The organism is Sphingomonas canadensis (assembly GCF_026013525.1).
In the GTDB taxonomy this organism is placed as follows: Bacteria; Pseudomonadota; Alphaproteobacteria; order Sphingomonadales; family Sphingomonadaceae; genus Sphingomonas; species Sphingomonas canadensis.
Window position 1 is genome coordinate 40,412 of sequence record NZ_JAPDRA010000004.1, and the last position, 24,204, is coordinate 64,615.

General features: G+C 68.9%; 27 protein-coding genes and 1 pseudogene. 8 read left to right on the forward strand and 20 right to left on the reverse strand.

Features of this window, described 5'->3' with window-relative positions:
* Positions 1-80: pseudogene (rpsL, locus tag OM513_RS20815) on the reverse strand (30S ribosomal protein S12); the annotation flags it as partial.
* Positions 81-342: 262 nt separating this feature from the next.
* On the opposite strand from rpsL, the gene OM513_RS09780 reads away from it, so the two are divergent.
* Together OM513_RS09780 and OM513_RS09785 are read left to right on the forward strand one after the other, a co-directional pair.
* Positions 343-1,005 carry a hypothetical protein gene (locus OM513_RS09780; protein WP_264943996.1) on the forward strand — a complete coding sequence of 221 codons (663 nt, stop codon included), beginning with the start codon at positions 343-345 and terminating at the stop codon, positions 1,003-1,005.
* A 28-nt stretch (positions 1,006-1,033) separates the two neighbouring features.
* A complete protein-coding gene (locus OM513_RS09785; protein ID WP_264943997.1) occupies positions 1,034-1,468 on the forward strand; it encodes a bactofilin family protein in 435 nt (144 codons plus the stop codon).
* Positions 1,469-1,550: 82 nt separating this feature from the next.
* Here the strand turns inward: OM513_RS09785 and OM513_RS09790 are convergent, their stop codons facing one another.
* The 8 genes from OM513_RS09790 to OM513_RS09825 form a co-directional block, all read right to left on the reverse strand.
* Complete coding sequence (locus tag OM513_RS09790) at positions 1,551-1,976, reverse strand: MAPEG family protein (RefSeq protein ID WP_264943998.1); 426 nt, start codon at positions 1,974-1,976, stop codon at positions 1,551-1,553.
* 112 nt (positions 1,977-2,088) lie between these two features.
* Positions 2,089-2,502, reverse strand: a complete 414-nt coding sequence (locus tag OM513_RS09795; RefSeq protein WP_264943999.1) for a hypothetical protein — start codon at positions 2,500-2,502, stop codon at positions 2,089-2,091.
* Positions 2,475-2,597, reverse strand: a complete 123-nt coding sequence (locus OM513_RS09800; RefSeq protein WP_264944000.1) for a hypothetical protein — start codon at positions 2,595-2,597, stop codon at positions 2,475-2,477. The genes OM513_RS09795 and OM513_RS09800 overlap by 28 nt, the downstream gene beginning before the upstream one ends.
* 35 nt (positions 2,598-2,632) lie before the next feature.
* On the reverse strand, positions 2,633-4,030 hold the full coding sequence (lpdA, locus tag OM513_RS09805) for a dihydrolipoyl dehydrogenase (RefSeq protein ID WP_264944001.1): 1,398 nt from the start codon (positions 4,028-4,030) through the stop codon (positions 2,633-2,635).
* A complete protein-coding gene (locus OM513_RS09810; RefSeq protein ID WP_264944002.1) occupies positions 4,023-4,451 on the reverse strand; it encodes a hypothetical protein in 429 nt (142 codons plus the stop codon). Before OM513_RS09810 ends, lpdA begins: the two co-directional genes overlap by 8 nt.
* Positions 4,448-4,846 (reverse strand): acyl-CoA thioesterase, encoded by a 399-nt coding sequence (locus OM513_RS09815; RefSeq protein WP_264944003.1) that lies wholly within the window; start codon positions 4,844-4,846, stop codon positions 4,448-4,450. Before OM513_RS09815 ends, OM513_RS09810 begins: the two co-directional genes overlap by 4 nt.
* Positions 4,839-5,063 (reverse strand): hypothetical protein, encoded by a 225-nt coding sequence (locus OM513_RS09820; RefSeq protein WP_264944004.1) that lies wholly within the window; start codon positions 5,061-5,063, stop codon positions 4,839-4,841. Before OM513_RS09820 ends, OM513_RS09815 begins: the two co-directional genes overlap by 8 nt.
* Before the next feature lie 13 nt (positions 5,064-5,076).
* On the reverse strand, positions 5,077-6,366 hold the full coding sequence (locus OM513_RS09825; RefSeq protein ID WP_264944005.1) for a pyruvate dehydrogenase complex dihydrolipoamide acetyltransferase: 1,290 nt from the start codon (positions 6,364-6,366) through the stop codon (positions 5,077-5,079).
* A gap of 120 nt (positions 6,367-6,486) precedes the next feature.
* Between OM513_RS09825 and OM513_RS09830 the strand changes: the two genes are divergently transcribed.
* Complete coding sequence (locus OM513_RS09830) at positions 6,487-6,939, forward strand: universal stress protein (protein WP_264944006.1); 453 nt, start codon at positions 6,487-6,489, stop codon at positions 6,937-6,939.
* A gap of 6 nt (positions 6,940-6,945) precedes the next feature.
* Here the strand turns inward: OM513_RS09830 and OM513_RS09835 are convergent, their stop codons facing one another.
* Positions 6,946-7,689 carry a serine protease gene (locus OM513_RS09835; protein ID WP_264944007.1) on the reverse strand — a complete coding sequence of 248 codons (744 nt, stop codon included), beginning with the start codon at positions 7,687-7,689 and terminating at the stop codon, positions 6,946-6,948.
* 106 nt (positions 7,690-7,795) lie between these two features.
* Between OM513_RS09835 and OM513_RS09840 the strand changes: the two genes are divergently transcribed.
* Positions 7,796-9,073: a M28 family metallopeptidase gene (locus OM513_RS09840; RefSeq protein WP_264944008.1), complete on the forward strand. Its 1,278-nt coding sequence runs from the start codon at positions 7,796-7,798 to the stop codon at positions 9,071-9,073.
* Between the two features lie 202 nt (positions 9,074-9,275).
* On the opposite strand, the gene OM513_RS09845 is transcribed toward OM513_RS09840, so the two are convergent.
* The 5 genes from OM513_RS09845 to OM513_RS09865 all read right to left on the reverse strand — a co-directional run bounded on the left by OM513_RS09845 (position 9,276) and on the right by OM513_RS09865 (position 12,641).
* A complete protein-coding gene (locus OM513_RS09845) occupies positions 9,276-10,256 on the reverse strand; it encodes an RcnB family protein (RefSeq protein WP_264944009.1) in 981 nt (326 codons plus the stop codon).
* 115 nt (positions 10,257-10,371) lie between these two features.
* Complete coding sequence (locus OM513_RS09850) at positions 10,372-10,860, reverse strand: GAF domain-containing protein (protein WP_264944379.1); 489 nt, start codon at positions 10,858-10,860, stop codon at positions 10,372-10,374.
* A gap of 75 nt (positions 10,861-10,935) precedes the next feature.
* Positions 10,936-11,337 carry an alternative ribosome rescue aminoacyl-tRNA hydrolase ArfB gene (gene arfB / locus OM513_RS09855; protein WP_264944010.1) on the reverse strand — a complete coding sequence of 134 codons (402 nt, stop codon included), beginning with the start codon at positions 11,335-11,337 and terminating at the stop codon, positions 10,936-10,938.
* The gene (locus OM513_RS09860) at positions 11,330-11,980 is read right to left on the reverse strand and encodes an RluA family pseudouridine synthase (protein WP_264944011.1); all 651 of its coding nucleotides are present in this window, start codon (positions 11,978-11,980) and stop codon (positions 11,330-11,332) included. Before OM513_RS09860 ends, arfB begins: the two co-directional genes overlap by 8 nt.
* A 55-nt stretch (positions 11,981-12,035) precedes the next feature.
* The gene (locus tag OM513_RS09865; RefSeq protein WP_264944012.1) at positions 12,036-12,641 is read right to left on the reverse strand and encodes a mannan-binding lectin; all 606 of its coding nucleotides are present in this window, start codon (positions 12,639-12,641) and stop codon (positions 12,036-12,038) included.
* Positions 12,642-12,752: 111 nt separating this feature from the next.
* Between OM513_RS09865 and OM513_RS09870 the strand changes: the two genes are divergently transcribed.
* A complete protein-coding gene (locus tag OM513_RS09870; RefSeq protein WP_264944013.1) occupies positions 12,753-13,607 on the forward strand; it encodes a M15 family metallopeptidase in 855 nt (284 codons plus the stop codon).
* Between the two features lie 12 nt (positions 13,608-13,619).
* Here OM513_RS09870 and wrbA read toward each other — a convergent pair whose 3' ends face one another.
* A complete protein-coding gene (gene wrbA / locus OM513_RS09875; protein WP_264944014.1) occupies positions 13,620-14,222 on the reverse strand; it encodes an NAD(P)H:quinone oxidoreductase in 603 nt (200 codons plus the stop codon).
* 125 nt (positions 14,223-14,347) lie between these two features.
* Complete coding sequence (locus OM513_RS09880) at positions 14,348-15,046, reverse strand: pirin family protein (protein WP_264944015.1); 699 nt, start codon at positions 15,044-15,046, stop codon at positions 14,348-14,350.
* 101 nt (positions 15,047-15,147) lie between these two features.
* Here OM513_RS09880 and OM513_RS09885 point away from each other — a divergent pair, with 101 nt between their 5' ends.
* Positions 15,148-16,071 (forward strand): LysR family transcriptional regulator, encoded by a 924-nt coding sequence (locus OM513_RS09885; protein ID WP_264944016.1) that lies wholly within the window; start codon positions 15,148-15,150, stop codon positions 16,069-16,071.
* Positions 16,072-16,224: 153 nt separating this feature from the next.
* Here the strand turns inward: OM513_RS09885 and OM513_RS09890 are convergent, their stop codons facing one another.
* Positions 16,225-19,182, reverse strand: a complete 2,958-nt coding sequence (locus OM513_RS09890) for a TonB-dependent receptor domain-containing protein (RefSeq protein WP_264944017.1) — start codon at positions 19,180-19,182, stop codon at positions 16,225-16,227.
* Between the two features lie 335 nt (positions 19,183-19,517).
* On the opposite strand from OM513_RS09890, the gene ctrA reads away from it, so the two are divergent.
* Positions 19,518-20,219, forward strand: coding sequence for a response regulator transcription factor CtrA (ctrA, locus tag OM513_RS09895; protein WP_264944018.1), 702 nt, complete (start codon positions 19,518-19,520; stop codon positions 20,217-20,219).
* A gap of 58 nt (positions 20,220-20,277) precedes the next feature.
* Here the strand turns inward: ctrA and OM513_RS09900 are convergent, their stop codons facing one another.
* Together OM513_RS09900 and OM513_RS09905 are read right to left on the reverse strand one after the other, a co-directional pair.
* Positions 20,278-20,976 (reverse strand): HPP family protein, encoded by a 699-nt coding sequence (locus tag OM513_RS09900; RefSeq protein WP_264944019.1) that lies wholly within the window; start codon positions 20,974-20,976, stop codon positions 20,278-20,280.
* Positions 20,977-20,986: 10 nt separating this feature from the next.
* Positions 20,987-22,663 (reverse strand): amidohydrolase, encoded by a 1,677-nt coding sequence (locus OM513_RS09905; RefSeq protein ID WP_264944020.1) that lies wholly within the window; start codon positions 22,661-22,663, stop codon positions 20,987-20,989.
* Between the two features lie 157 nt (positions 22,664-22,820).
* On the opposite strand from OM513_RS09905, the gene OM513_RS09910 reads away from it, so the two are divergent.
* A complete protein-coding gene (locus OM513_RS09910; RefSeq protein WP_264944021.1) occupies positions 22,821-24,083 on the forward strand; it encodes a threonine ammonia-lyase in 1,263 nt (420 codons plus the stop codon).
* Positions 24,084-24,204: the final 121 nt, after the last annotated feature.

Here is a 24,204-nt window from a genome sequence, read left to right on the forward strand (position 1 = left end):
TTCTGCTCCATCGCAGGGACCTTGCTCTTGGCCTTCTGCGGCTCGCGGCCCTTGCGGACCAACTGGTTGATCGTCGGCATGAAGCCCTTCACCTTTTGTTACCGGAAAACCGGCGGTTACTTTGCTGGATTCGCCTCACGCGGAATGCGAAAAGGCCCCGGCGGTCTTGCGGACCCCCCGGGCCGTCAACGTCTCCAGCAACGTTCAGCTCTGCCCCGCGCAAGGTGATCGGCCGGCAAGCGGCCCCTCGGCGGAACGCGGGCGCCTATAGCGGCGGTGCGGCAACCGGTCAATGGCCGCGCGTCAAGGGAGTGGCAACCTCTGGCCGCTAGGCCATGCGCCATGCCCGCATGGCAAACCAGCCTGGCGACGATCGCCCTGCCGCGCACGCGCCTGTCATCCGCGCTGCGCATCGTGCGCGGCCAGCGACCGCTGATCGCCGCCGCGGCGGTACTGGCCGCCACGCTTGCGCTGGGATGGGGCATGGCCGCGCCGGCCGCGCCCGGATTCGCGCTGATCTCCGGTGCCCTGCACATGCCCGAGCTGGGCGTGCTGCCGGCGGTGGCCGGCGCCGGGCTGATCGCGCACCACCTGGCCCGGCTGAGCACGCTGCCGCGCGCCGATCCCGCCGACTCCGCGCTTGGGGCCGCGCTGATTGCCTGCGCCACATTGCCGGGACTCAGCCTCTGGGCCATTCTTCCGGCCGCGCTGGCGGCGATTCCGGGGCTTTTCGCGGCGGGCGGAAAACGCCTCGTCGCAGCTATGGTGCAGTGCATCGCGATCCTCTCCGTACTCGGAGCGGCCGGGAGTGAAGCGGTAACTTGTTTCGCGTACGCAGCAATGCTGGCGGGAGGCCGGATCGCGCTGCTACGTCCTCGTTCGGGCGCGGCAAACGACAATCCCTCTATGGAACGGGCCGGACAGTTTTCACAGCTGCTGGCGGCACAATGCTGTGCTAGTGGGGACTCACAATCGGGGAGTGGGCAGTATGGCAGTTTTCGGTAGCAATAGTCGTGGTCGCGATAGTGGGCCGATGGTGCCCCCCGCCCCGCCGCAGCAGTCCTCGTCCGCCAAGCGCGGCATGTTCTCGGTCCTCGGGCCGGACGTGATCGTCACCGGCAACGTCACCGCCACCGCGGACCTGCATATCGACGGCCGTGTCGAGGGCGACGTGAACTGCGGCACGCTGGCGCAGGGTTCGGAAAGCCAGATCTTCGGCAGCGTCACCGCCGAGGTGGCCCGGCTGGCCGGCGCGATCGAGGGCACCGTGCGCGTCAAGACGCTGACCGTGGAGCGCAGCGCCAAGATCACCGGCGACGTGGAATATGAGAATATCACGATCGAGAACGGCGGCCACATCGACGGGCGCCTGAAGCATATGAGCACGGTCGACACCTCGGCGGCGCCCCGCCCGGTGGTCGCGCCGGCGGCTTCGCCCTTCGGAGCGGCGAACGAACAGGCCGCCTGAAGCCCCTCCGGGGAGGAGATACGCAAAAGGGGCGCGTTCCCGGCCGGGAGCGCGCCCCTTTCGTATTCCGGGGCAGGCCGGATCAGCGCGCCATGGCAAGATCGGCGAAGAAGCCGATCCACATCGCCGCAAGCACCGCGCACGAAGCCAGATAGACCATGAAGCGCAGCGGAATCCGCTTCACCACGATCTGAACATAGCTGTGAACCACACGCAGCCCGACAAAGGCCCAGGCAAGCGCCACCTGCACATGCCCCGCCTGGTGCGTGATCATCAGCAGCGGCACCAGCGCCAGGAACAGCACCGGCATCTCGAACAGGTTGCGCAGGTTGTTGGCCGGCATCTCGACCGGCTCAAAATAGCGCAGCGCGTTGGCACCGCTGGCGAAATCCTCCGCGGTCGGCGGCTGGCGCCGGATCAGCGAGAATCGTGCGACATACATCCAGAACCAGACCACGAAGATCCACGCGACGAGCGCGAACACGGGCCACAAGATATCGATCGGCATCATCCCCTCCTGTCAGGAGGCGGATGGTGGAGCGCCCGAGCCAGCCTGTCCAGCCCGCGCCACGGCCGCAAGGAACATGCCCCGGCCGGATCGGGCCGGGGCGGTTCCGGCCTCAGCCGTCGTCCTCGCTGTCGCCCTTCATCCCGTCTTCGCAGGCGATCATCTCGCGGAACACTTCCTCGGTGCCCGCGCGGCGCAGGTCCATCGAGAAGACGTCGTATCCCTTCCAGCTCGCGTCGATGGTGAAGCCCTCGGTCAGGTCCATCACCATGATGTCGAGCGAGATCGGGATATCGAACACCTTCTTGCCGCCGTAATTCTCGATCGTGATCATGAAATCGATCGGATCGCCACCGTCCAGCGCGGTGTCGAGCGTGCCGTCCTCGCCCAGCGTCTGGGCCTGCGCCTCGGGCGACAGGAGCTGGACGCCGCTGTTGCCGTCCGCGTCCGTATACATGATGAAGGTCTGGCTGCCCGTGGTCGTGGTGGCCATGCACTTCAGGCTGCCGGTGTGGTCAGCTTCCATTCGCCCACCGTGCGCGTGCCATCCTGCGCCTGAGCCACACCCGGCGCCATCGCCGCAATCGCCACCGCGGCAGCGCCGATCCATCCGATACGCATATTGCCTCTCCCCTACCCTAGAAGAACCCTCACGCTCAGATGTGCAGCACCCGGCCATAGGCTGCAAGCACGCTTTCGTGCATCGCCTCGCTGATCGTGGGATGCGGGAACACCGTTTCCATCAGCTCCGCCTCGGTCAGCTCGCCGGTCTTGCCGATGGTATAGCCCTGGATCATCTCGGTCACCTCGGCGCCGATCATGTGTGCGCCCAGCAGCTCGCCGGTCTTGGCGTCGAACACGGTCTTGATGAATCCGTCCGCCTCGCCCAGCGCGATCGCCTTGCCGTTGCCGATGAAGGGGAAGGTGCCGACCTTCACCTCATACCCCGCCTCCTTCGCCTTGGCCTCGGTCAGCCCGACGCTGGCGATCTGGGGGCGGCAATAGGTGCAGCCGGGGATGTTGCGCGGGTCCATCGCGTGCGGATGCTTGCCCGCGATCGCCTCGGCCGCGATCACGCCCTCGTGGCTCGCCTTGTGCGCCAGCCAGGGCGGCTGGGTGACGTCGCCGATCGCATAGAGCCCGTCCACATTGGTGCGGCACGCGCCGTCGGTCACGATATGGCCGCGCTCGGTCTTCACGCCCAGCGCCTCCAGCCCGATATTCTCGGTGTTGGGGACGATGCCGATCGCGACGATGACGTGGCTGAACTCGGCCTCGCTGACCTTGCCGTCCTTGCCCTTGATCGCGGCCTTCACGCCGGCGGGCGTCACCTCCAGCTTGTCCACGCCGGTGCTGGTCAGGATCGTCATGCCCTGTTTCTTCAGCGCCTTCTCCAGATGCGCGGAGATGTCCTTGTCCTCCACCGGCACGACGCGATCGAGCATCTCGACCACCGTCACATCGGCACCCATGTCGTTGTAGAAGGAGGCGAACTCGATGCCGATCGCGCCCGATCCGATAACCAGCAGCTTCGTGGGCATCTCCGGCGGGGTCATCGCGGTGCGATAGGTCCAGATGCGCTTGCCGTCGGCCTTGGCGAAGGGCAGCTCGCGGGCGCGGGCGCCGGTCGCCACGATGATGTTCTTCGCGGCCAGCTCGGTCTTCTTGCCCTCGGCGTCGGTGACGGTCAGCTTGCCCTTCCCGGTCAGCACGCCGGTGCCCATGTGGACCGCGATCTTGTTCTTCTTCATCAGCCCGGTGACGCCCTTGTTGAGCTGGGACGCCACGCCGCGCGAGCGCTTCACCACCGCCTCCAGGTCGGCGCTGATCTTCTCCGCCGCCAGGCCATAGTCCTTGGCGTGCTGCATATAATGGAAGATCTCGGCCGATCGCAGCAGCGCCTTGGTGGGGATGCACCCCCAGTTGAGGCAGATGCCGCCAAGCAGCTCGCGTTCGACGATCGCGGTCTTGAGCCCGAGCTGGGCGCCGCGGATCGCGGCGACATAGCCGCCGGGGCCGGAGCCGAGGACGATGAGATCGTAGGTATCAGCCATCACGCAACATCCCGAGAGTTTGGAGGGTCCAGCCCGCCAGGAGCCAGATCGCCCCCCAGAAGGCGCCGGCGAGCAGCGTCGCCGCGATATTCCATGGCTGGGCAAACAGCCGCGCCCGCCCTTCGGACGAGCCCAGGCTGTGCCAGCCCATGCCGATGGCGACGCCCGCAGCGCCGACGATAATGCTTCGCACGCCCGCCAATGGGCCGAAGGCCGCCGCGGCCCATTCCCCCTCGAGCAGCCCGAACAGCAGGAAGCTGGCGAGCGCGAAGGCGGCGAGCGCGATTGCGGCCAGCAGCATTTCGCTGGCCGAGGCGAACAGGCCCCAGCCGACCGTCACCACCAGCAACGGCGCGGCGGCGATCAACGCGGTGACCACCGCCTGGAGGACAAGGAACAGCAGCGCGGGATAATCGCTCATGCCGCTCCGCCCGCCATCGGCGCCACGGGGCGCGGCATGCGATCGGTGTCGATCGCGACGAAGGTGAAACGGGCCTCGGTTACCTTGTGCATCTGTTCCTCATGGCGGTGGCGGCGCCACGCCTCGACCTCGATCGTCATCGAGGTCCTTCCCGTGCGGACCAGCTCCGCGAACACCGAAACCTCATCTCCCACCGCCACGGGCAGGTGGAACTGCATCGCCTCCACCGCGATGGTCACCGCGCGGCCGTGCGAATGGCGCGACGCGACCGATCCGGCGGCCAGGTCCATCTGGCTCATCAGCCAGCCGCCGAAGATGTCGCCATAGGGATTCGCGTCGGCGGGCATCGCGACGACGCGGATCGTCGGCGCGCGATCGGGGGGCGTGTCAGCCATCCTTGCCGCCGGCCTCCGCATCCAGCTTCGCGCGATCGGCGGCATAGGCGCGGCGCAGCGGGCCGATGCCCATCACCGCCACGGCCGCCAACGCGACATAGGTGACCAGCCAGATATCGTCGGCCGCCAGCGGATAGGACCAGGAAGCCAGCGCCCCGATCAATATCGCGGCGCACAGCCCGATGACGATGTGCAACACCTCGATCAGGACGCGCATCGCGCCTTCCCCTTCAGGCGATCATGCCCAGCGGAGCCTCGACCAGCTCCTTGAAGATCTTCATCATCTCCGCCCCGTCCGCGCCGTCGATCGCGCGGTGGTCGAAGCTGCCGGTGGCGCTCATCACGGTGGCCACGGCCAGCGCGTCGTCGACGACATAGGGGCGCTTCTCGCCCGCGCCGATCGCCATGATCATTCCCTGTGGCGGATTGATGACCGCGTCGAACTGCTTGATGCCGTACATGCCCATGTTGGACAGGCTGGCCGTGCCGCCCTGATATTCGTGCGGCTGCAGCTTGCCGTCGCGGGCGCGGCCGGCGAGTTCCTTCATCTCGGTGGCGATGGCGGAAACGCTCTTGCTGGCGGCATCGCGGATGATCGGGGTGATCAGGCCGGTGGGCGTGGAGACCGCCACCGACACGTCCGCACGGCCGTACTTGATGAGCTGGTCGCCGGTGTAGGTGACGTTGCACTTGGGCGCCTGGATCAGCGCCACGCCCAGCGCCTTGATCAGCAGATCGTTGACCGACAGCTTCACGCCGCGCGGCTCGAGCGACTTGTTCAGGTCCCCGCGCAGCTTCAGCAGTGCGTCGAGGCGCATGTCCACCGTCAGATAGATGTGCGGCACCGTCTGCTTCGATTCGGTCAGGCGGCGCGCGATCGTCTTGCGGATGTTGGAGAGCTTCTCGGCCTCGTGCGGGATCGTGTCGTCGAACCACACGGCCTTGTGCTCGGCCGGCGCGGCGGCCGGAGCCGGTGCCGGAGCCGCGGCGGGCTGGGCCGCCGGGGCGGCAGCGCCGGCCTTGGCCCCTTCCACATCGGCCTTGACGATCCGTCCGTTCGGGCCGGAGCCATTCAACGAGGCCAGGTCCACGCCCTTCTGCGCGGCGATGCGGCGCGCGAGCGGGCTCGCCTTCACCCGGTCGCCCGAAGCGGCGGCGGGCGCGGCGGGGGCCGGAGCGGCAACGGGCACCGCGGCGGGAGCCGCCGAAGCCGCCACGGCGGCGGCAGGAGCCGGAGTCGCGGTGGCCGGGGCCGAAGCGGCGGCGGAGACATCCTCGCCCTCGCCCGCCAGCACCAGGATCACGGTGCCCACCTTCACGCCCTCGCTGCCCTCGGGCACCAGGATTTTCGCGACGGTGCCCTCGTCGACCGCCTCGAACTCCATCGTCGCCTTGTCGGTCTCGATCTCCGCCATCAGATCGCCGGAGCGGACCGTGTCACCTTCCTTCACAAGCCATTTGGCGAGCGTCCCTTCCTCCATGGTGGGAGAGAGCGCAGGCATCTTGATCTCGATCGACATGTTTGGCTGAACCCCGGGGAAGCGTCGGCCCCTCCTTTGCCGCCGCTTTGCGCAGGGTCAAGTCATGGTCTTGCACAAGTTGCAAAGCCGCGTCACCCTCTGCCGGGCGGAGAGGCAGGCATGCGCACCTATCTGGTGGTTATCGACGAAAGCCCGGAAGCCGAGATCGCGCTGCGGTTCGCGGCGCGGCGCGCGGTGAAGACCGGGGGCACGGTGGAGATACTCACGCTGGTCCCCCAGCCGGAGTTCGTCCAGTGGGGCGGGGTGATGGCCGCGATCGAGGAAGAGGCGCGGCAACGGGCCGAGGCGCTGGTGACGCGCGCGGCAGGCACGCTGCTCGCCGAATCGGGAATCACGCCCTCGATCACCGTGCGCGACGGAGACGGTCCGCGGGTTATCCGCGAGATGCTGGCCGCCAATCCGGCGATCGCCGCACTGGTGCTGGGCGCGTCGGCGGGCGGATCGCCCGGCCCGCTCGTCACCCATTTCGCCGCCGACGCGGGATCGCTCAGCGTGCCGCTGATGATCGTCCCCGGCTCGCTCGGCACCGACGCGATCGACCGGCTGAGCTGAGCCGCCTCACCGCGCGTCGCGCAGCGCGTTCGTCAGCACCTGCAGGCCGGTCGCCATGCCGATCAGCTCGCCCTTGTCGATCCCGCCGCCCAGGTGGACGCCCACCACCTGCCCCGCCGCGTTGACCACCGGCCCGCCGCTCGTCGCGCGGAGCGGCAGCCGGGGATCGTCGAACACATATTGCAGCGCCTCGATTCCCGCATAGGCCACCGTCGCGCGATGCAGCAGCGGCCCGTCCGGCCGTCCGGCCAGCGGCGCGATCAGCCACACCTTTTCCCCGGCGCGCGGCGGCGCAGGCGCCAGCGTGAGCGCGGGCGCTCCGGAATCGATCACGAACGCGGCCATGTCCCGATAGGGCAGCGTCCCCATCGGCCGTGCGCCCGGCACGACCAGCGCCGCGCCGCCGTGCCAGGGCACCCTCCCGCCGCTCTGCGGCACGCACAGGTCCAGCCGCGCCCGCAACGCCATCTGCGCCCAGGGAACCTCGGCCGCCAGCCCGCCGGACGGGCCGAACAGGTGGATGGCAGTGACCAGCAACGGCTTGGCCCCGGCCGCACCCGGCAGGACCACGAACCCCGTGCCCGCCTCCAACGGCTTGCCGTCCACCAGGAACCTGGGGCGGCAGACCGACGCCGCCGCCTGCTCCGGCGCGGGCGGTGCGGGCGGTGCGGGTACGGTCTGGGCCTGCCCGGGCGCGGGGCCAACGATCAGGCCCGCCGCGATCGCGATGACGATTCGAATCACACGCATTCCCCCGGAAGCTGCAGGCTCCGCCACCCGCTCTACGCCAGCCACGCGGCCCCGCAAGCGCCGGAGGCGATTGACCCCCGCCCCGCCCCGCGCCACGCTCATCGCCATGCGTATCCTGCTTGCTCCGCTCGCCCTGCTCGCCGCCCTGCCCGCCGCCGCGCAGGAGGCGCCCGACCCCGCCCGGCTGAAGGCCAGCGTGGAGAAGCTCGCCGGATTCGGCACGCGCCACACGCTGTCGGACACCGAGAGCGAAACGCGCGGGATCGGCGCCGCCCGGCGCTGGGCCGCAACCGAGCTGGCGCGGCTGGGCGACGCCTGCGGCTGCATCGAGGTGGCGAACATCGCCGGCACCTTCAGCGGCCCGCGCGCGCCGAACGGGGTGGAGGTGGTCGACGTGCTCGGCTTCCAGCACGGCAGGGACCCCAAGCGCGTCGTGATCGTGATGGGCCATATCGACAGCCGCGTCACCGATGTGATGAACGCCACCGCCGACGCGCCGGGCGCCAACGACAACGCCTCGGGCTCCGCGCTGGTGCTGGAGGCCGCGCGCATCCTTTCGAAGGAGAATCTCGACGCCACCATCGTCTACGCGCTGCTTTCCGGCGAGGAACAGGGGCTGTGGGGCGGCAAGCTGCTGGCGGACACCGCAAAGGCGATGAACTGGAACGTCGTCGCGGTGCTCAACAACGATATCGTCGGCAACACGATCGGCCAGGACGGCGGCCGCGTCGCGGATCGCGTGCGCGTCTTTTCGGAGGGCATCCGCGTCTCCGAATCGATCGAGCAGCAGAAGGAACGCCGCATGACCGGCGGCGAGGACGACGGCCCCAGCCGCGCGCTGGCCAAGGCGATCGACGGCATCGCGGGCACCATCCCCGGCGGGCTCGACGTGTTCCTCGACCGCCGGCCGGACCGGTTCCAGCGCGGCGGCGATCACCTGCCCTTCCTCGAACTCGGCTATCCGGCGGTGCGCTTCACCGTAGCGGTCGAGAATTGGGACGCGCAGCACCAGGACCTGCGGACCGAGGGCGGCAAATCCTATGGCGACACGCCCGACCGGATGGATTTCGACTATCTGGCGAAGGTGACCGCGATCAACATCGCCACCATCCGCCGCCTGGCCAAGGCGCCGCCCGCGCCCGCGAAGGTGACGATCGGCGGCGCGCTGGGCACCGATACCAACGTCAAATGGGATGCCGTGCCGGGCGCGGCCGGATACCGCATCCGCTGGCGCCGCGCCGACGCGCAGGACTGGACCGCCTCGCGCGACGTGACCGGCACCGATGCGGTGCTGAAGGGCGTGATCGTCGACGATTATTTCGTCGGCGTCTCCGCGCTGGCGGCGGACGGATCGGAAAGCTTGGTCACCTTCGGCGGGCGGTAGCCGGGAATATCCCGCCTCGCGGCTTGCCCTCCAGAGCAGCGGCCGGGTTGCCAACGGCGCACGCGGAATATGGTCCGTTCGCGCTGAGCTTGTCGAAGGGCGTTGTCACGAAGCGCATCGCCTGTGGAAAGAGCCCTTCGACGGGCTCAGGGCGAACGGGGGAGAAAATACCCCAGGGCCAAGGCTCGGGCACCCACCCCCCTCAGCAGCGGCAGCGCTTCACCCGCTTCACCGGCCGCGCCTTGCGCAGCACGCGCTTCACCGGCTGGGTGACATAGGTCTCGGTGACATAGCTGTCCTCGATCACCTCCTCGATCACGGTCGTGGTAGTGATCACCGGGGCCGACTGGATCACCACCGTGGTGACCGGCGCGGAGTAATAATATCCGCCGCCATAATAGCCGCCCGCGCCATAATAGCTCTGGCCATACTGGCCGTAATAGCCCTGGCCGTAATAGCCGCCCTGGCCCTGCCAGCCCTGCGGCGGGCATGCCGCGGGGCATGCCGGCGCGGGCTGTATCTGCACCGCCGGCGGCGGGGGCGCCACCGGCGGTGCATACCCCCCCGGGGGCGCCGCATAGTAACCATTGGGGTCCACGGTCGCGATGCCGTTCCCCCCAACCGTCACGTTCGAATAGCTTTCGGAATTGGACCAGGCGCCCGCCACCGCGCCGCCGCCCCAGCCGCCGTCCCACGCGCCCGCATCGCCCCAGGCGATCCCGCCGCTCCAGTCCATCACGCGCCCGCGCGCGTCGACCAGCACCGCATCGTCGTAATAGCGGACCCAGAACATCCCGGCCGCGGGCGCGGAAAGGCCGAAGGAATAATAGTCCGGGATGCGGAAGTTGGACGTCATCCAATATCCGGGCAGCGTCCAGCCGCGCGAGGGCCGGCGATAGGCGCCCCAGCCGCCCGGCGCCTGAACCCCGCCATACCAGCGTCCGCCGATGGAGCCGCCCCATCGGCCGCCATGGTTTCCGCCGTGCTGGCCGCCCCCGCGCATCGCCACCGGCGGCGCGGGCATCCGGGTCTGCGGAAGCTGCTGGCCGGCGTTCCAGCCGCCCGGCGGCGCGGGGATCGGCTGGTTCGAGCCCGGCCCAGGCGTCCATACCTGCGCGTCCGCGGCCCCCACCGCGATCAGCGCCGGCGCCATCAGGGCAGCCCTCCACAGGATCCGCTTCACCGCAACACACTCCCGGCAACCCGGCGCGGCAAGATGCCGCAGCCCGAGTCTATCCTTAAGGAATCCTTGCGATTCGCGGCAGCGGCGAGTCTGCGGGACGCTGTCCCGCTACGGGTCAGGGGAGACAGATGCGCGGGGCGAGCAGCCGCATCAGCGCCTCGCATCCCGCCGCGTCCGCGGCGTCGAAGCGCGCGGGCTCCGGGCTGTCGAGGTCCAGCACCCCGATCAGCCGCCCGTCATGGATGATCGGCACCACCAGCTCGGACCGGCTGTCGGCATCGCAGGCGATGTGGCCGGGGAAGGCGTGGACGTCCTCCACCACCTGCGTCTCCCCGCTCGCCGCCGCCGCGCCGCACACGCCGTTGCCGAACGGGATGCGAATGCACGCCGCCTTGCCCTGGAACGGCCCCAGCACCAGCGCGCCATCGACGTTGCGATAGAAACCCGCCCAGTTCAGCCCCGGCAGATACTGCATCAGCAGCGCCGATGCGTTGGCCATGTTGGCGACGGCATCGTCCTCGTCCGCGGTGAGCGCGTCGAGCGCGGAGAGCAGATCGCGATAAAGCGCCGGCTTTCCGGCGGCATCGATGGTGAAGGCGTACATGGCCGCCGATGTAGGCGCGATCACCGGCGAGCGGGAGGGGCTTTCCCCAGGCGGCGCGGGAATGCGGACGCGGAATCAGTCCACCACCACCTTGCCCCGTCCCGCCTTCACCGCGCTCCGCCCCTTCTTGGCGTCGACGCGGCGGGCCTTGGCCGATTTGCTGGGCTTGGTCCTGATCCGCTTGGCCTGGCGTTCATGCGCCTTCTCCAGCACCGCGATCAGCCGCTCGCGCGCCTCGGCGCGGTTCGCCTCCTGGGTGCGGTGCGAACGCGCGGTGACGAGGAGCTGGCCGGAAGCGGTGAGCTTGCTTCCCGCGATCTCCTTCAGCCGGGCATAGACGTGCGGCGCCAGCCCCAGCTTGAACACGTCGACGCGAAGCTGCACCGCGGTCGCCACCTTGTTGACATTCTGCCCGCCGGGGCCGGTGGCGGCGAGGAACTTCTCCTCCACGATCGCTTCCTCGGGCAGCTCAACCATCGCCGAATCCCGTCGCGGCGAAATGGCCGGGCAGCGGGGCCGTGGCACGGATTTCCGGCTTGGCGCCGCGCGGCACGGTGAGCGCGGCGGCATGGAGCATCATGTGCGGCCCGCCCGCGCCATAGACCGGATCGCCCATGATCGGGATGCCCAGCCCTTCGGCCGCGTGGACGCGGATCTGATGCGTGCGCCCCGTTTCCGGATAGAAGGCGACCAGCGCGCGGCCGCCGCCCGAATCGATCAGCTTCCAGCGGGTGAGCGCGGGCTTGCCGCGCGGATCGCCGTGCATCCGCCAGCCGGTGGCCGCGCTGGAGACCTTGGCCAGCGCCAGCTCGATCGTGCCGCTGGCGCCCTCGGGCACGCCATCCAGCACCGCCAGATATTTCTTGGATACCGCCCCCGCCTCGAACGACTGGGCGAAGCGCTTGAGCGCCTTGGGATTGCGCGCCAGCAACAGGCAGCCGCTGGTATCGCGATCCAGCCGGTGGACCGCCACCGGCAGCCGTTGAAAGCCGAAGGTCAGATCGCCCAGCATCGTTTCGACCGCGGGCGAACGATCGCGCGGGCGATCGACCGGCAGGCCCGCGGGCTTGTCGATCACGATCGCCTCGCCGTCGATGAAGAGCACGCGATCCTCAAGCATCGCCTGCCCTTGCCAGCTTGGCCCCCGGCGCGCCAGCCCCGGGGGCCTTGGCGGGTCAGCGGAAGCGGATCTCGCACACCGACATGCGGCCCTGCGTCGTGGTGTGCCAGTTGCCGGTCCATTCGCCGCGCGTCTGGTCCGCGATGGTGCGGCAGCGCTGTTCGGCGCCCTGCTGGTTCCAGATCGGGCCGGCTTCGATGTTGAAGGTCACGCCGCGGCCGCCCCAGCCGCCGCCGCCGCGCCCGTCACCACGCCCGTCGCCCCGGCCATCGCCGCGCCAGCCGCCGTCACTGCGGGCCGAACGGATGTCATAGAGATCCACGGGGCGGGCATTGCGGGCGGTGTAGACCACCTTGCGCCGGTGCAGGTCGAGCTGGATGCGCACGCCGCGGCCCTCGTCGAACAGATAGACCGACCAGTCGTCGCGCCCGGTTTCGCGGAAACGGAAGTTGATCCGCCCCGAACCGTCACGCTCGACCCACTGGTCGCCGCCGGTCTGCTCGAAGCTGCCCCTGCCATAATCCACCTGGTCGACGTTGCGGCCGTTGGCGCTGTCGCGAAATCCCTGCGCATGCGCGGCCATCGGCACGCCCAGCGCGGGCACCATGCCCAGCATCATCCCCGCGGCAATCGCGACACGAACCTTGCGAAATCCAGACATAACCGGTCTCCCCACCACTATTGGATCGCCGGGATAGCGAAATGTTTCTGGCCGTGAAATGAACATTCCGCCAGGAAGCCGCCCCCTGACTCTTTACGTCGATTCGCAAGCGTGACATTTGTGGGCGACCACGGAACGGCGAGGCAGGCGGTGCGCGCGATCCTGTGCATATTGTTCGTGCTGGCCGCGATCGGCCCGGTTGCCGCGCGTGCCAGCGACGGTGGCGACCGGCCGGGCGCGGAGGCGGTCGCCTTCCTGGGGCACCTCCCCTATCCCGAAGCGCCGAGATCGGAGCTGGTGCCCGCCCCGGGCAGCGTGCGCGGCGGCTGCATGGTGCATGGCGAGGTGCGCGAGGCGCTGAGCCGGATGCTGGCCAGCGCGCGTGCGGACGGCGTGGAGATCCGCCTGCTCTCCTGCTTCCGTTCGCACGCCCATCAGCGCCAGCTATTCTGCCGCGCGGCGGGCGGCCGGCATTGCGCCGATGTGGTGCGCGCGGCCCGCACCGTCGCCCCGCCGGGACACAGCGAACATTCGACCGGCTTCGCGGTGGACTTCACCCAGCGCGCGGTAACCTGCCCCGATGTGCAGCCCTGTTTCGCGCAGACGCCCGCCGGGCGCTGGCTGGCCCGCAACGGCGCCGTGTTCGGGTTCGAGATGTCCTTTCCCGAAGGGAACGCGCAGGGGGTGGAGTGGGAACCCTGGCACTGGCGCTGGATCGGCCCGCCGGGGGATGGCGCGGGCGGCGCCACGGCCGGCGCGCGCCTGACGTTCCAGCGCGCACGGGCGATGGCGGCGGCCAGGCCCGGCGGAGCCGCGCTCGTGGCCACCGGCCCTGCCCCGCGCCCCGCTGCCCGCCCGGCCGCGCGGAATAGCGAGGCGGCGGCACCGGATAGCCCGGCACCGCCGTCCCCGCTGTTCGCGCGCGTCGCCTCCAGCGCCGCCTGGCACGCCGCCAGGCTGGACTAGAGGCCGTCCGGCTCAGGCCGCCAGCTTCGCCGCCGTCCGCGCCACGCGGGCGCCCAGGTGGCGGGCGCCTGCCAGTTCGGTGCCGCTCGGCTGACGGCTGCCGTCGTTGTTGGCGATGGTGGTGGCGCCATAGGGCGCGCCGCCCTTCACCTCGTCCACGCCATTCTGATCGGCGAAGCCATAGTCCAGCCCGACGATCGTCATGCCGAAGTGCAGCAGGTTGGTGAGGATCGAGAACAGCGTCGTCTCCTGCCCGCCGTGCTGGGTGGCGGTGGAGGTGAAGGCCGCGCCGACCTTGCCGATCAGCTTGCCCTGGAACCAGACGCCGCCCGCCTTGTCCCAGAAGGCCGCCATCTGGCTCGGCATCCGGCCGAAGCGCGTGGGCGCGCCGACGACGATGCCGTCATAATTGGCAAGCTCATTGGGATCGTCGAGCTGGAGATGGCTGCCGTCCGCCACGAAGCCGGCGGCCTTCGCCACCTCGAACGGGGCGGTCTCGGCCACGCGGCGCACGTCCACCTCGGCACCCGCCTCGCGCGCGCCTTCGGCCACGGCGTCGGCCATCTTCGCGAGATGGCCGTAGGAGGAATAGTAGAGAACCAGGATCTTGGGCATAGGTCGGGTCCTTTCTGATGCGTTCCCGCAGGCGCGGGGAGACTAAGGGGGAGGGTCTGTCCATGGAGGGGGAGAATGACAGGCCCTCCCCCGGCCCCTCCCGCCGGAGCGGGAGGGGGATGGGTTTATTGCGAATCGACTAGGACGATCTCCGCCTCGTCGATCGCGGCGATGGTGTAGGTCCGGCCGCCCGCCAGGCCGACGCCGTCGCGGGTCTCGATCCGCTCGCCGTCGACGGTAACGGTGCCGGCCGCGGGGACGAGATAGGCGTGCCGCCCTTCGCCCACGCTATGCTCCACGCTCTCGCCGGCCTTCAGCGTCGCGCCCAGCACCCGGGCGTCGGCGCGGATCGGCAGCGCGTCGCCATCCTCGGAAAAGCCCGAAGCCAGCGTGACGAAACGGCCCGAACGGTCCCCCTTGGGAAAGGGCTTGGTGCCCCAGCTCGGCAGCCCGCCCGCCTGGCGCGGCAGGATCCAGATCTGGAAGAGCGTGGTCGATTCCGGCTCCAGGTTATACTCGGCATGGCGGACGCCCGATCCGGCGCTCATCACCTGCACATCGCCGGCGGCGGTGCGGCCGGTGTTGCCCATCGAATCCTGATGGGTGATCGCGCCCTTGCGGACATAGGTGATGATTTCCATGTCGCGGTGCGGATGCGGCGGGAAGCCGCTGTTCGGCGCGATCTCGTCATCGTTCCACACGCGCAGCGCGCCCCAGCCCATCCGGGCCGGATCGTGATAGTTGGCGAAGCTGAAGTGATGACGCGCGTTGAGCCAGCCATGGTTTTCGTGGCCCAGCGTCTCAAAGGGTCGGCGGTCGATCATTGGAGGAAACTCCCGATTGGTTGCCGCCAAGATAGGGTGCCCCAAGATCGCGTAAATGGAAACGTTGGAAACCGATCGTTTCGTGTGATAGCCATCCAGACATGAAACTTCCCGATTTCGAGGCTTGGGCTATCTTCGCCGCGGTGGTCGAGCAGCGCAGCTTCAGCGGCGCGGCGGCGGTGCTGGGCGTTTCCAAGGCCACCGTGTCCAAGGCGGTGGCGCGGCTGGAGGCGCGGCTGGGCACCACGCTGTTCCACCGCACCTCGCGCCGGCTGACGCTCACCGCCAGCGGGCAGGAGCTGGCCGATCGCGCCCGGCGCATCCTGGCCGAGGGCGAGGCGGCCGAGGAGGCGGCGCGCGATGCCGCCAGCGCGCCTTCCGGCCTGGTCCGCGTCGCCGCGCCGATGACCTTCGGCATCCTGCTCGTGGCCCCGCTGCTCGCCGAGTTCATGGCGGCGCATCCGGGCGTGCGGATCGACCTGAGCCTGTCCGACGCCTTCGTCGATATCGTCGACGAGGGGTTCGACATCTCGCTGCGCATCGCCGAGCTGCCGGACAGCTCGCTGCGCGCACGGCGGCTGGGGCCGGTGACCGGGCATATCGTCGGATCGCCCGCTTATTTCGCCGCGCGCGGCCGGCCGCGCCATCCCGCGGACCTCGCGAACCACGCCTGCTTCGCCTATACCAACACCGCGATGCCCGACGTGTGGCGCTTCCGCCGCGCGGGCGGCGAGGAGGCGGCGGTGCGGATCGAAGGCCCGCTGCGCGCCGACAATGGCGATGCGATGCTGCCCGCGCTCCGAGCCGGGCTGGGCCTGGCCTATCTGCCCTGGGCGATGGTTTCGCGAGATCTGGAGAACGGCACGCTGGAAACGGTGCTCGACGACTGGTCGCGCGGATCGGCCGCGCTCCACCTGCTCACCCCGCCGGGCACCGTGCGGCCCGCGCGCGTCGAGCTTCTGATCGACTTCCTGACCGAACGCCTGCGCCGCTCTTGCAACGAGGGCAGCGCGCAACCGGCATAGAGCTGGATTCAGCCGGGGTTGAAGCGAGTCGGCGCCGCGGATCGCACAAAAAAAACGGCCGGGCCACCCGGCCCGGCCAGCGAAACTATCCAGATCCCGGATCGCCGGGATGGCGGGCGGCCGGAGCGATATGCTCCGGCCGCCCGTGCCGGATCAGAACTTGACCTCGGCGGCCACCGTGAACGAACGGCCGCGCGGATCGGCCACACGCGGCTCCCACGAGCTGCCGGCGCCGGTGTTGCCGTCATAGGTGATCGCGAAGGGCGGATCGGTGTTGAACAGGTTCTTCACGCCGATCGTGAACTTGTACCCCTTGATCCCCGTGAAGGCGAGCGACGCATTGTAGATGATATAGTCATCGACGTTCGCGTTATAGTCGGGCCGGGCCGCGCCCGCCGCCGAGATCGCATAGTTCTTGTAGCCCGAACGGAAGATCTGGCTCAGCGAGACCGAAAGATCATCGTTCGCCCAGGTGAGGTACGCATTGTGCTTCCACTCGTTGCCAAGGTCTCCCGAGAAGGTGAAGACGCCGACAAGGCTGGGGCCATAGGCGGCGGTGGGAGTCAGCTTCTCGCGCTTCTTGAGCAGCCAGGTGCCGTCGAATCCGCCGGTGAATGCGCCGCCGAACGCCGGAACCCGCCCGCGCGCCGAGAACTCCAGCCCCTCGGTGCGGCGCGAACCCGCGTTGATCCAGCGCTGATCGATCGTCACGATCTCGTTCGTGCCGGGATCGCGGATGAAACGATCCGGGAAGAGCGCGGCGTTGTCGATCAACTGGCGCAGCGTGAGCGACTGGATCGTGTCGTCAACCGCGATCGACCACCAATCCACCGACAGGCTGAAATCGCTGAACGGCTGGAACACGCCGCCCAGGCTGAACTGCTTGGCGGTTTCCGGGGCGAGCGTGGGCGTACCGCCGGTCCAGATGTTCGGCCGGATCTGGGCACAGGGCAGGCCGCTGCCATAGGCGCTGGTCGGAACGCCGCCCGGGCACGAAACCGGATCGGCCAGATCCGATCCCGAATAGGGCGATTCGGTGACGCCGTTGAAGATCTGGTTGAAGGTCGGGACACGGAAGCTGGTGTTGTACGAACCGCGGAACATCAGCATGTCCCAGGGCTTGAACTTGAACGAGACCTTGGGGTTCGTCGTGGTGCCGAAGCCGGAATAATCGTCCACGCGGATGGCGCCCGTCACCTCCAGCATCGGCAGGATCGGCACCAGCAGCTCGGCATAGGCCGCCTTCACGTTGCGGCGCTTGGGCGTCAGCGCGTTCACATTGTCGAACGCGGCGAGGAAGATCACCGGCGCGGTGGCGGCGGCCGCCGCCGAACCGTTGAACTCATAGGTTTCGCGGCGATAATCGACGCCCGCGGCAAGCTGAACGTCGCCGCCCCAGATCGGGAACAGGCTGCCGGCCACCGATGCGTCGAACTGGCGCACCTCATAGCGGCCGCCGTAGAGCGTCGTGCCTGCCGCCGAAACCGATTCCAGCGCGGCCAGGCCGGCCGCGGTCTGGTTCAGGCTGAAGGGATTGATCAGGCCGCTGTTCATCACGCCGACCAGGCCGCGATAGCCCGCGGGCGCGCCCGCCACCTGGGGCGCCAGCGGATCGTAGGACCCGTTGGCCAGCGTGCCGCGGTAATAATAGCCGCTGCCCAGCAGCGACGAGCTCTCGCTCTTCGCGTAGGAAGCGCCGGTGCGGTAATCCCAGCCGGCGAACAGCGGCCCTTCCAGGCCCAGCGCCGCGCGGAACGTCTTGGTGTTCGTCTGATATTCGCGCGGGCCGCAGGCGACGCAGCGCCAGCGATAGGAGATCGGCAGGCCATAGCGGGCGTTCAGCGCCGCCACCTGCGCGGGATTGCCCGAAAATGCCGACCGGATCGAATTGAACACCGCGTTATAGGTATCCGCGGTCATCGCGTTCAGCGGATAGGCGATGTTGAGATTGGTGGTGTTCGCCGAAAGCTGGGCATTGGAGAAGCTCTTGGCCGAATCCGCGTCCGATCCGGTGACCTCCAGCGAGAGATCGTGGATGCCGCCGATCCGAACCGTGCCGCGGGCATAATAGGTAAGCGTTTCCAGCGGCTGCTGGATCACCGCCGCCCGTCCCGTATCCCAGGCGCAGGCATAATAGTTGTTCGGCGAGCCCCAGAGCACCTCGTCATAGGCCATGCCGCCATCCATCGAATCGCAGCCGGCGCCGCCGGGCAGATCGAGGATGTTGATGCCGCCCGCCGCGGCGTTGCCGCCGTTGGGCGCGGTCAGCGTCAGGCCGGTGAGAAGCGTGCCCGCCGGATTCTGGAATGCGTTGGCGCCGATGTTGAACGCGGTGGCGATCGGCGTGCCGCGCGTATCCACCGAAAGGCCGCGGTTGGGCTGGTTGCCGTTGACGAAATCGCGGTCCGAACCGCGCAGGATCTTGTTCCAGCTATAGGAAACGGCGCCCATGATGTTGAAGCCGTCTTCGCTGAGATCGCCGTAGCCGGCCGTCGCGCCCAGGCGATAGATATTGCCGCCGCCCTGTTCGGTGACATCGGTGAAGCCGTTGAGCGCAAGGCCGGTGAAATCGGTCTTGGTGATGAAGTTGATCACGCCGCCGACCGCGTCGGTGCCGTAGATGGCCGATGCGCCGTCCTTCAGGACCTCGATCCGCTCGATCGCGGAGAACGGGATCTGGTTCACGTCCACCGCAGAGCCCGACAGGCCGTGCGCGGCGACGCGGCGGCCGTTGAGCAGCACCAGCGTGGCTGCGCTGCCCTGGCCGCGCAGGTTGGCGGCGGACAGGCCGTTGGTGCCGCGCTGGGCGCCGGTGACCACGTCGGCGTTGGACGCCAGGTTCTCCGGGCCGCTGCCGCTGGTGGTGAGGAACATCATCAACTGCTCGGGGCTGTTGATGCCCTCGCGCGTCAGATCCTGGGTGGAGATGATCTGCAGCGGCAGCGCGCTGTCATTGGGGTCGCGCTTGATGCGCGAACCGGTGACCAGGATAGCTTCTTCTTCCGGCGCCGATGCGGACTGATCGTCCTGCGCCGGGAGTTCGCCCTGCGCCCAGGCAGGAACGCTCAGGCACGAAGCGGTGAACAGCAACGCTACTTTGAACTTGGTCATGACCGACTGCCCCCTATTCCAGCAGGCCGCCCGCATCCTTAGCCCCGCGCGCGGCTCATCCGGAGAGGCTAGACCAACGGTTCTCGCAAATGCAAACGCGATTCTCGCTTCTGCAACAATTGTCCCGGCAGGTGTGACAACCGCGCACGGCCCGGAAAAATGACTCGACTCACCGCAATTTACCCTACCCAGCCTACGTAGAATCCCCGCGACTCGTGGATTCAGGCCGGTTAGCGCAAAATTAACCTTTTGCCTTCAGAGGTGCTTAGGTTAATAAATCGCTCAGGGCTCGGCTGTCACACGGACGGTTAGACCCGGGGGCAAGGGGACTGGCAATGCGCGTATTGCTGATCGAGGACGAGCCGAGCACCGCCAAGGCGATCGAGCTCATGCTCACCACCGAAGGCTTCAACGTCTACACGACGGACCTGGGCGAAGAGGGCTTGGACCTCGGCAAGCTCTATGACTACGACATCATCCTGCTGGATCTGAACCTGCCGGACATGCACGGATACGACGTGCTGAAGAAGCTGCGCGTCGCCCGCGTGCAGACTCCGGTGCTGATCCTGTCGGGCATCAACGAGATGGACAGCAAGGTGCGATCGTTCGGCTTCGGCGCCGACGATTACGTCACCAAGCCCTTCCATCGCGAGGAGCTGGTCGCCCGCATCCATGCCGTGGTGCGCCGTTCCAAGGGCCATTCGCAGTCGGTGATCCGCACCGGCAAGCTGGCGGTGAACCTGGATGCCAAGACCGTGGAGGTCGACGGCGCCCGCGTGCACCTGACCGGCAAGGAATATGCGATGCTGGAGCTGCTCTCGCTCCGCAAGGGCACGACGCTGACCAAGGAGATGTTCCTGAACCATCTCTATGGCGGCATGGACGAGCCCGAGCTCAAGATCATCGACGTCTTCATCTGCAAGCTGCGCAAGAAGCTCAGCATGGCGACCGAGGGCGAGAATTATATCGAGACCGTCTGGGGCCGCGGCTATGTGCTGCGCGATCCGGAAGAAGACGTGGCCGCGCAGGTCGCCTGACCCAGTTCGTCAACGCGGGGAGCGAGGGCCGCGGTTCCGGATGGAGCCGCGGCCTTTCTCATTTTCGGCGGCGTCCGGCGGCCATGCGCGTCCGCGCATGGCGCTCGGCACCGGCGATCAGCGCCGTCAGATCCTCGTGGCTGATGTCGAATCCCTCGCCCGCCTCGGCCAGCGCGGCGTCGATATCCTCGGGCTTCAGCGGGCCGCCCGGCGGCGGCGCGGGCGCGCGATGCGGATAGCTGTGGCCGGAAAAACGGTGGAACAGCCAGCCGAGCGCGACCAACACCACCGCGTTGATCGCCACGGGATAGAGCGCGAAGCCATAGCCGTGCGCCAGCATCGCCGGCCCGCCCAGTACCGGGATCAACGCCGCGCCGCCGCCCGGCGGATGCAGGCAGCGCAGCACGGACATCGCCGCGATCGCCAGCCCCACCGCCACGCCAGCGGCCAGCCAGCCGCCGCCCAGCAGGTGCAGCGCCAGCTCCCCCGCCAGCGCGGAGACCGTGCTGCCGCCGATGACCGGCCAGGGCTGGCCCAGCGGGCTGCTGGGCACCGCGAACACCAGCACGGCGGAGGCGCCCATCGACGCGACGAGCAGCGGCGCACCCTGCCCCGCGCCGCCGCCGGCCCCGGCGAACCGGGTGCAGATCAGCGCGGTCAGCGCGATTCCGGCCAGCGCGCCGAAGGTGGCGACCATCCGGTCACGCCAGTTCGCCCCCGCCAGCAGCGGGGCGAACAGCCGGTCCGCCCGGCTCATCCGCGCAGGCTCATTTGCGCGCCCACACGCGCTCGCCGCCCACCCAGGTCTCGATCACCTGCGTCGCGCGCAGTTCGGTGGGCGAGGCAAGCAGCGGATCGCGATCGACGATGATGAAATCGGCGCGCAGCCCGGGTTCCAGCCGGCCGAACACCCCCTCCGCAAAGCCGGCATAGGCCGCGCCGGTGGTGAAGCCTGCCCAGGCCTGCTCGCGCGTCACCGCTTCCTGCGGCATCCAGCCGCCGAAGGGCTGGAGGTCCGCGTCCTGCCGGGTGAAGGCCGTGGCCCAGCCCGCCCAGGGATCGGGGCTTTCCACCGGATAGTCCGATCCGAACGCCAGCCGCCCGCCCGCGCGCAGGATCGACGCCCAGGCATAGGCGCCCTTCAGCCGCTCCGCCCCCAGCCGCGCCTCGGCCATCAGCCGGTCCGATGTCTGGTGGACGGGCTGCATCGAAGCGATCGTGCCGAACGCGGCGAAGCGCGGCAGATCCTTGGGATCGATCACCTGCGCATGCTCGATCCGCCAGCGCCGGTCGCCCGTATAGCTGCCCGCGAGCACCTCGATCGCGTCGAGCACCTGCTGGTTGGCGCGATCACCGATCGCATGCACCGCGATCTGGAAACCGTCCATCGCCCCGCGCGCCATCAGGTTGAGGAACTGGTCGTCGGAAAGGAACGGCAGCCCCACCTGCCCCGGCGCATCGGCATAGGGCGCCTTCAGCCAGGCGCCGCGGCTGCCCAGCGCGCCATCGGCATAGAGCTTGATCCCGCCCATGCGCAGCCGGTCGGCATAGAGCCAGGGCGTCGGCCCCTGCCCGCCCACCGCCAGCGCGGGTTCGATCCCGGCGGCATAGCTCATGATGCGGATGCGTAGCAGCCCCAGGTCGCCCATCCGGCGGAAGGTCAGCCAATCCTCCACGCTGGTGCCCATGTCGGCGGTGGCGGTGATGCCCAGCTTCAGCAGCGCTTCCTGCGCCGCCAGCAGCGCGGCGTTGCGTTCGCGCGGGGTCGGCTGGGGCAGGTGGCGGTCGACCAGCGCCATCGCACCGTCGACGAACACGCCCGCGGGCGCGCCGCCGGCCAGCCGCTCGATCCGCCCGCCCTTGGGATCGGCGGTCGCGGCGCTCACCCCCGCCAGCGCCATCGCCTGGCTGTTGGCCCAGCCCGCATGGCCGTCGATCCGCTCCAGCCACACCGGCCGGTCGCCCACCGCCTTGTCCAGCTCGGCGGCGGTGGGATAGCGGCCCAGACCCCAGCGTTCCTGGTTCCAGCCGCGCCCGACGATCCAGCGCGAGGGATTGGCGGCGGCATACGCGGCGATCTTGGCCAGCGCCTCGTCCAGGCTGCGCGTCGCCGAAAGGTCGAGCTGGAGCAGGTTGAAGCCCAGCCCTATCACATGGCCGTGCGCATCGACCATGCCGGGAAGCATCACCTTCCCCTTCATGTCGGTCCACCAGTCCAGATCGCGGGTGCGCGGGCGCTTGTCGGTGCGCGACAGCAGCTTCGCGACCTTGCCGTCCCTGCCGAACACCAGCCCGGTGAAGCGCACCACCTTGCCCTGCGCGTCGAGGGTGATGCCGTTGACGTTGTCGATCAGCGTGTCGGCCCGCGCTGCGGGCGCGAGCAGCATCGCGAGCATGGCGGCGACGGCGGGGATGCGGCGGGCGATCCGGGCGAAGGTCTTCATCGCCGCCGGGCATAGGGCCTGCCCGCGGCGGGCGCCAGACGCGGCGCGGGCGGAGCGCGCTCGATTCCGGACATCGCCGCAGCGCGGAGCGCGCGAGCGGCAAGCGCCCAACATGCCCGTTTCCCCGCACGCGCGGATGGTCTAGGGCGGGGCCACCATGGCTACCGCAACGCACCACGATCACGCCCATGACCATCCCGAGGTCACCTTCGACGATGTACTCGCCGCGCGCGATCGCATTGCCGGGGCGGTGGTGCGCACGCCGACGCTGCTCAGCAAGACGCTATCGGAGCTGACCGGCGCCGAGGTGTACCTTAAGTTCGAGAACCTGCAGTTCACCGCCGCCTATAAGGAGCGCGGCGCGCTCAACCGCCTGCTCCAGCTTTCGGACGAGGAGCGCGCGCGCGGCGTGATCGCGGCTTCGGCGGGCAATCATGCGCAAGGCCTGGCCTATCACGGCGCGCGGCTGGGTATCCCGGTCACCATCGTGATGCCGCAGTTCACCCCCGCGGTGAAGGTGCAGCAGACCGCCAGCCACGGCGCCAGGGTGATCCTGCACGGCGAGCGTTTCGAGGATGCGTATAACCACGCGGTGTCGCTTTCGGAGGCCGAGAGCCTCGTGTTCGCGCATCCGTTCAACGATCCGGAGATCATCGCCGGCCAGGGCACCGTCGCGCTGGAGATGCTGGAGGATGTGCCCGATCTGGACTGCATCGTCGTGCCCGTGGGCGGCGGCGGGCTCGTCTCGGGCATCTCGCTGGTGGCGCATGCGCAGCCGCGGCCGGTGGACGTGATCGGCGTCCAGTCGAAGCGCTATCCGGCCGTCCACAACGCCATCAAGGGCAAGGATTTCGGCGACGGCGGCGATTCGATCGCCGAGGGCATCGCGGTGAAGGTGCCCGGATCGCTCACCATGCGGATCATCCGCCGCAAGGTGACCGATATGAAGGTGGTGAGCGAGCGCGATATCGAACGCTCGATCTCGCTGCTGCTGGAGGTCGAGAAGACCGTGGTGGAAGGCGCGGGCGCCGCCAGCCTGGCCGCGCTGCTGCCCAAGCCCAACGGCGTGCGCAGCGAGTTCGCCGGGCGCAAGGTGGGGCTGGTGCTGACCGGCGGCAACATCGATCCGCGCGTGCTGGCCAATGTGATCCTGCGCGACATGGCGCGCACCGGGCGGCTTTCGCGCATCGCGATCATCCTGGCCGACAAGGCGGGCGCGCTGCACGAGGTGACCAAGATCTTCTCCGATTGCGACGCGAACATCCTGGAGGTGTCGCACAACCGCATCTTCGGCGTGGGATCGGCCAAGGAAACGCGCGCGGAGATCGAGTTCGAAACGCGCGACGCTATCCAGCGCCAGGCGCTGCTCGATGCGCTGGCGGAGGCGGGATACCGCACCGAGCTGATCGTCCTGAAGTAGTTTCTCCTCCCCCGGCGGGAAGCCGCCGGTCCGGACGCGCAGCCCCGGACGCGCAGCCTACGTAGCTTTACTGAGCCAAAGCGAATCGCACGTGCGGCGAAGCGAGTCGCCGCGCGATTCA

Bases quoted from the DNA above. Each gene is read 5' to 3' on its own strand.
- OM513_RS09880 (WP_264944015.1), bottom strand. From the start codon at position 15,046: ATGATCGACCGCCGACCCTTTGAGACGCTGGGCCACGAAAACCATGGC.
- OM513_RS09815 (WP_264944003.1), bottom strand. From the start codon at position 4,846: ATGGCTGACACGCCCCCCGATCGCGCGCCGACGATCCGCGTCGTCGCG.
- OM513_RS09825 (WP_264944005.1), bottom strand. From the start codon at position 6,366: ATGTCGATCGAGATCAAGATGCCTGCGCTCTCTCCCACCATGGAGGAA.
- OM513_RS09885 (WP_264944016.1), top strand. From the start codon at position 15,148: ATGAAACTTCCCGATTTCGAGGCTTGGGCTATCTTCGCCGCGGTGGTC.
- OM513_RS09830 (WP_264944006.1), top strand. From the start codon at position 6,487: ATGCGCACCTATCTGGTGGTTATCGACGAAAGCCCGGAAGCCGAGATC.
- OM513_RS09785 (WP_264943997.1), top strand. From the start codon at position 1,034: ATGGTGCCCCCCGCCCCGCCGCAGCAGTCCTCGTCCGCCAAGCGCGGC.
- wrbA (WP_264944014.1), bottom strand. From the start codon at position 14,222: ATGCCCAAGATCCTGGTTCTCTACTATTCCTCCTACGGCCATCTCGCG.
- OM513_RS09820 (WP_264944004.1), bottom strand. From the start codon at position 5,063: ATGCGCGTCCTGATCGAGGTGTTGCACATCGTCATCGGGCTGTGCGCC.
- ctrA (WP_264944018.1), top strand. From the start codon at position 19,518: ATGCGCGTATTGCTGATCGAGGACGAGCCGAGCACCGCCAAGGCGATC.
- OM513_RS09800 (WP_264944000.1), bottom strand. From the start codon at position 2,597: ATGCGTATCGGATGGATCGGCGCTGCCGCGGTGGCGATTGCGGCGATG.
- OM513_RS09860 (WP_264944011.1), bottom strand. From the start codon at position 11,980: ATGCTTGAGGATCGCGTGCTCTTCATCGACGGCGAGGCGATCGTGATC.
- OM513_RS09790 (WP_264943998.1), bottom strand. From the start codon at position 1,976: ATGCCGATCGATATCTTGTGGCCCGTGTTCGCGCTCGTCGCGTGGATC.
- OM513_RS09850 (WP_264944379.1), bottom strand. From the start codon at position 10,860: ATGTACGCCTTCACCATCGATGCCGCCGGAAAGCCGGCGCTTTATCGC.
- OM513_RS09780 (WP_264943996.1), top strand. From the start codon at position 343: ATGCCCGCATGGCAAACCAGCCTGGCGACGATCGCCCTGCCGCGCACG.
- OM513_RS09835 (WP_264944007.1), bottom strand. From the start codon at position 7,689: ATGCGTGTGATTCGAATCGTCATCGCGATCGCGGCGGGCCTGATCGTT.
- OM513_RS09865 (WP_264944012.1), bottom strand. From the start codon at position 12,641: ATGTCTGGATTTCGCAAGGTTCGTGTCGCGATTGCCGCGGGGATGATG.
- OM513_RS09840 (WP_264944008.1), top strand. From the start codon at position 7,796: ATGCGTATCCTGCTTGCTCCGCTCGCCCTGCTCGCCGCCCTGCCCGCC.
- OM513_RS09795 (WP_264943999.1), bottom strand. From the start codon at position 2,502: ATGGAAGCTGACCACACCGGCAGCCTGAAGTGCATGGCCACCACGACC.
- OM513_RS09810 (WP_264944002.1), bottom strand. From the start codon at position 4,451: ATGAGCGATTATCCCGCGCTGCTGTTCCTTGTCCTCCAGGCGGTGGTC.
- arfB (WP_264944010.1), bottom strand. From the start codon at position 11,337: ATGGTTGAGCTGCCCGAGGAAGCGATCGTGGAGGAGAAGTTCCTCGCC.
- OM513_RS09905 (WP_264944020.1), bottom strand. From the start codon at position 22,663: ATGAAGACCTTCGCCCGGATCGCCCGCCGCATCCCCGCCGTCGCCGCC.
- OM513_RS09910 (WP_264944021.1), top strand. From the start codon at position 22,821: ATGGCTACCGCAACGCACCACGATCACGCCCATGACCATCCCGAGGTC.
- OM513_RS09890 (WP_264944017.1), bottom strand. From the start codon at position 19,182: ATGACCAAGTTCAAAGTAGCGTTGCTGTTCACCGCTTCGTGCCTGAGC.
- OM513_RS09900 (WP_264944019.1), bottom strand. From the start codon at position 20,976: ATGAGCCGGGCGGACCGGCTGTTCGCCCCGCTGCTGGCGGGGGCGAAC.
- lpdA (WP_264944001.1), bottom strand. From the start codon at position 4,030: ATGGCTGATACCTACGATCTCATCGTCCTCGGCTCCGGCCCCGGCGGC.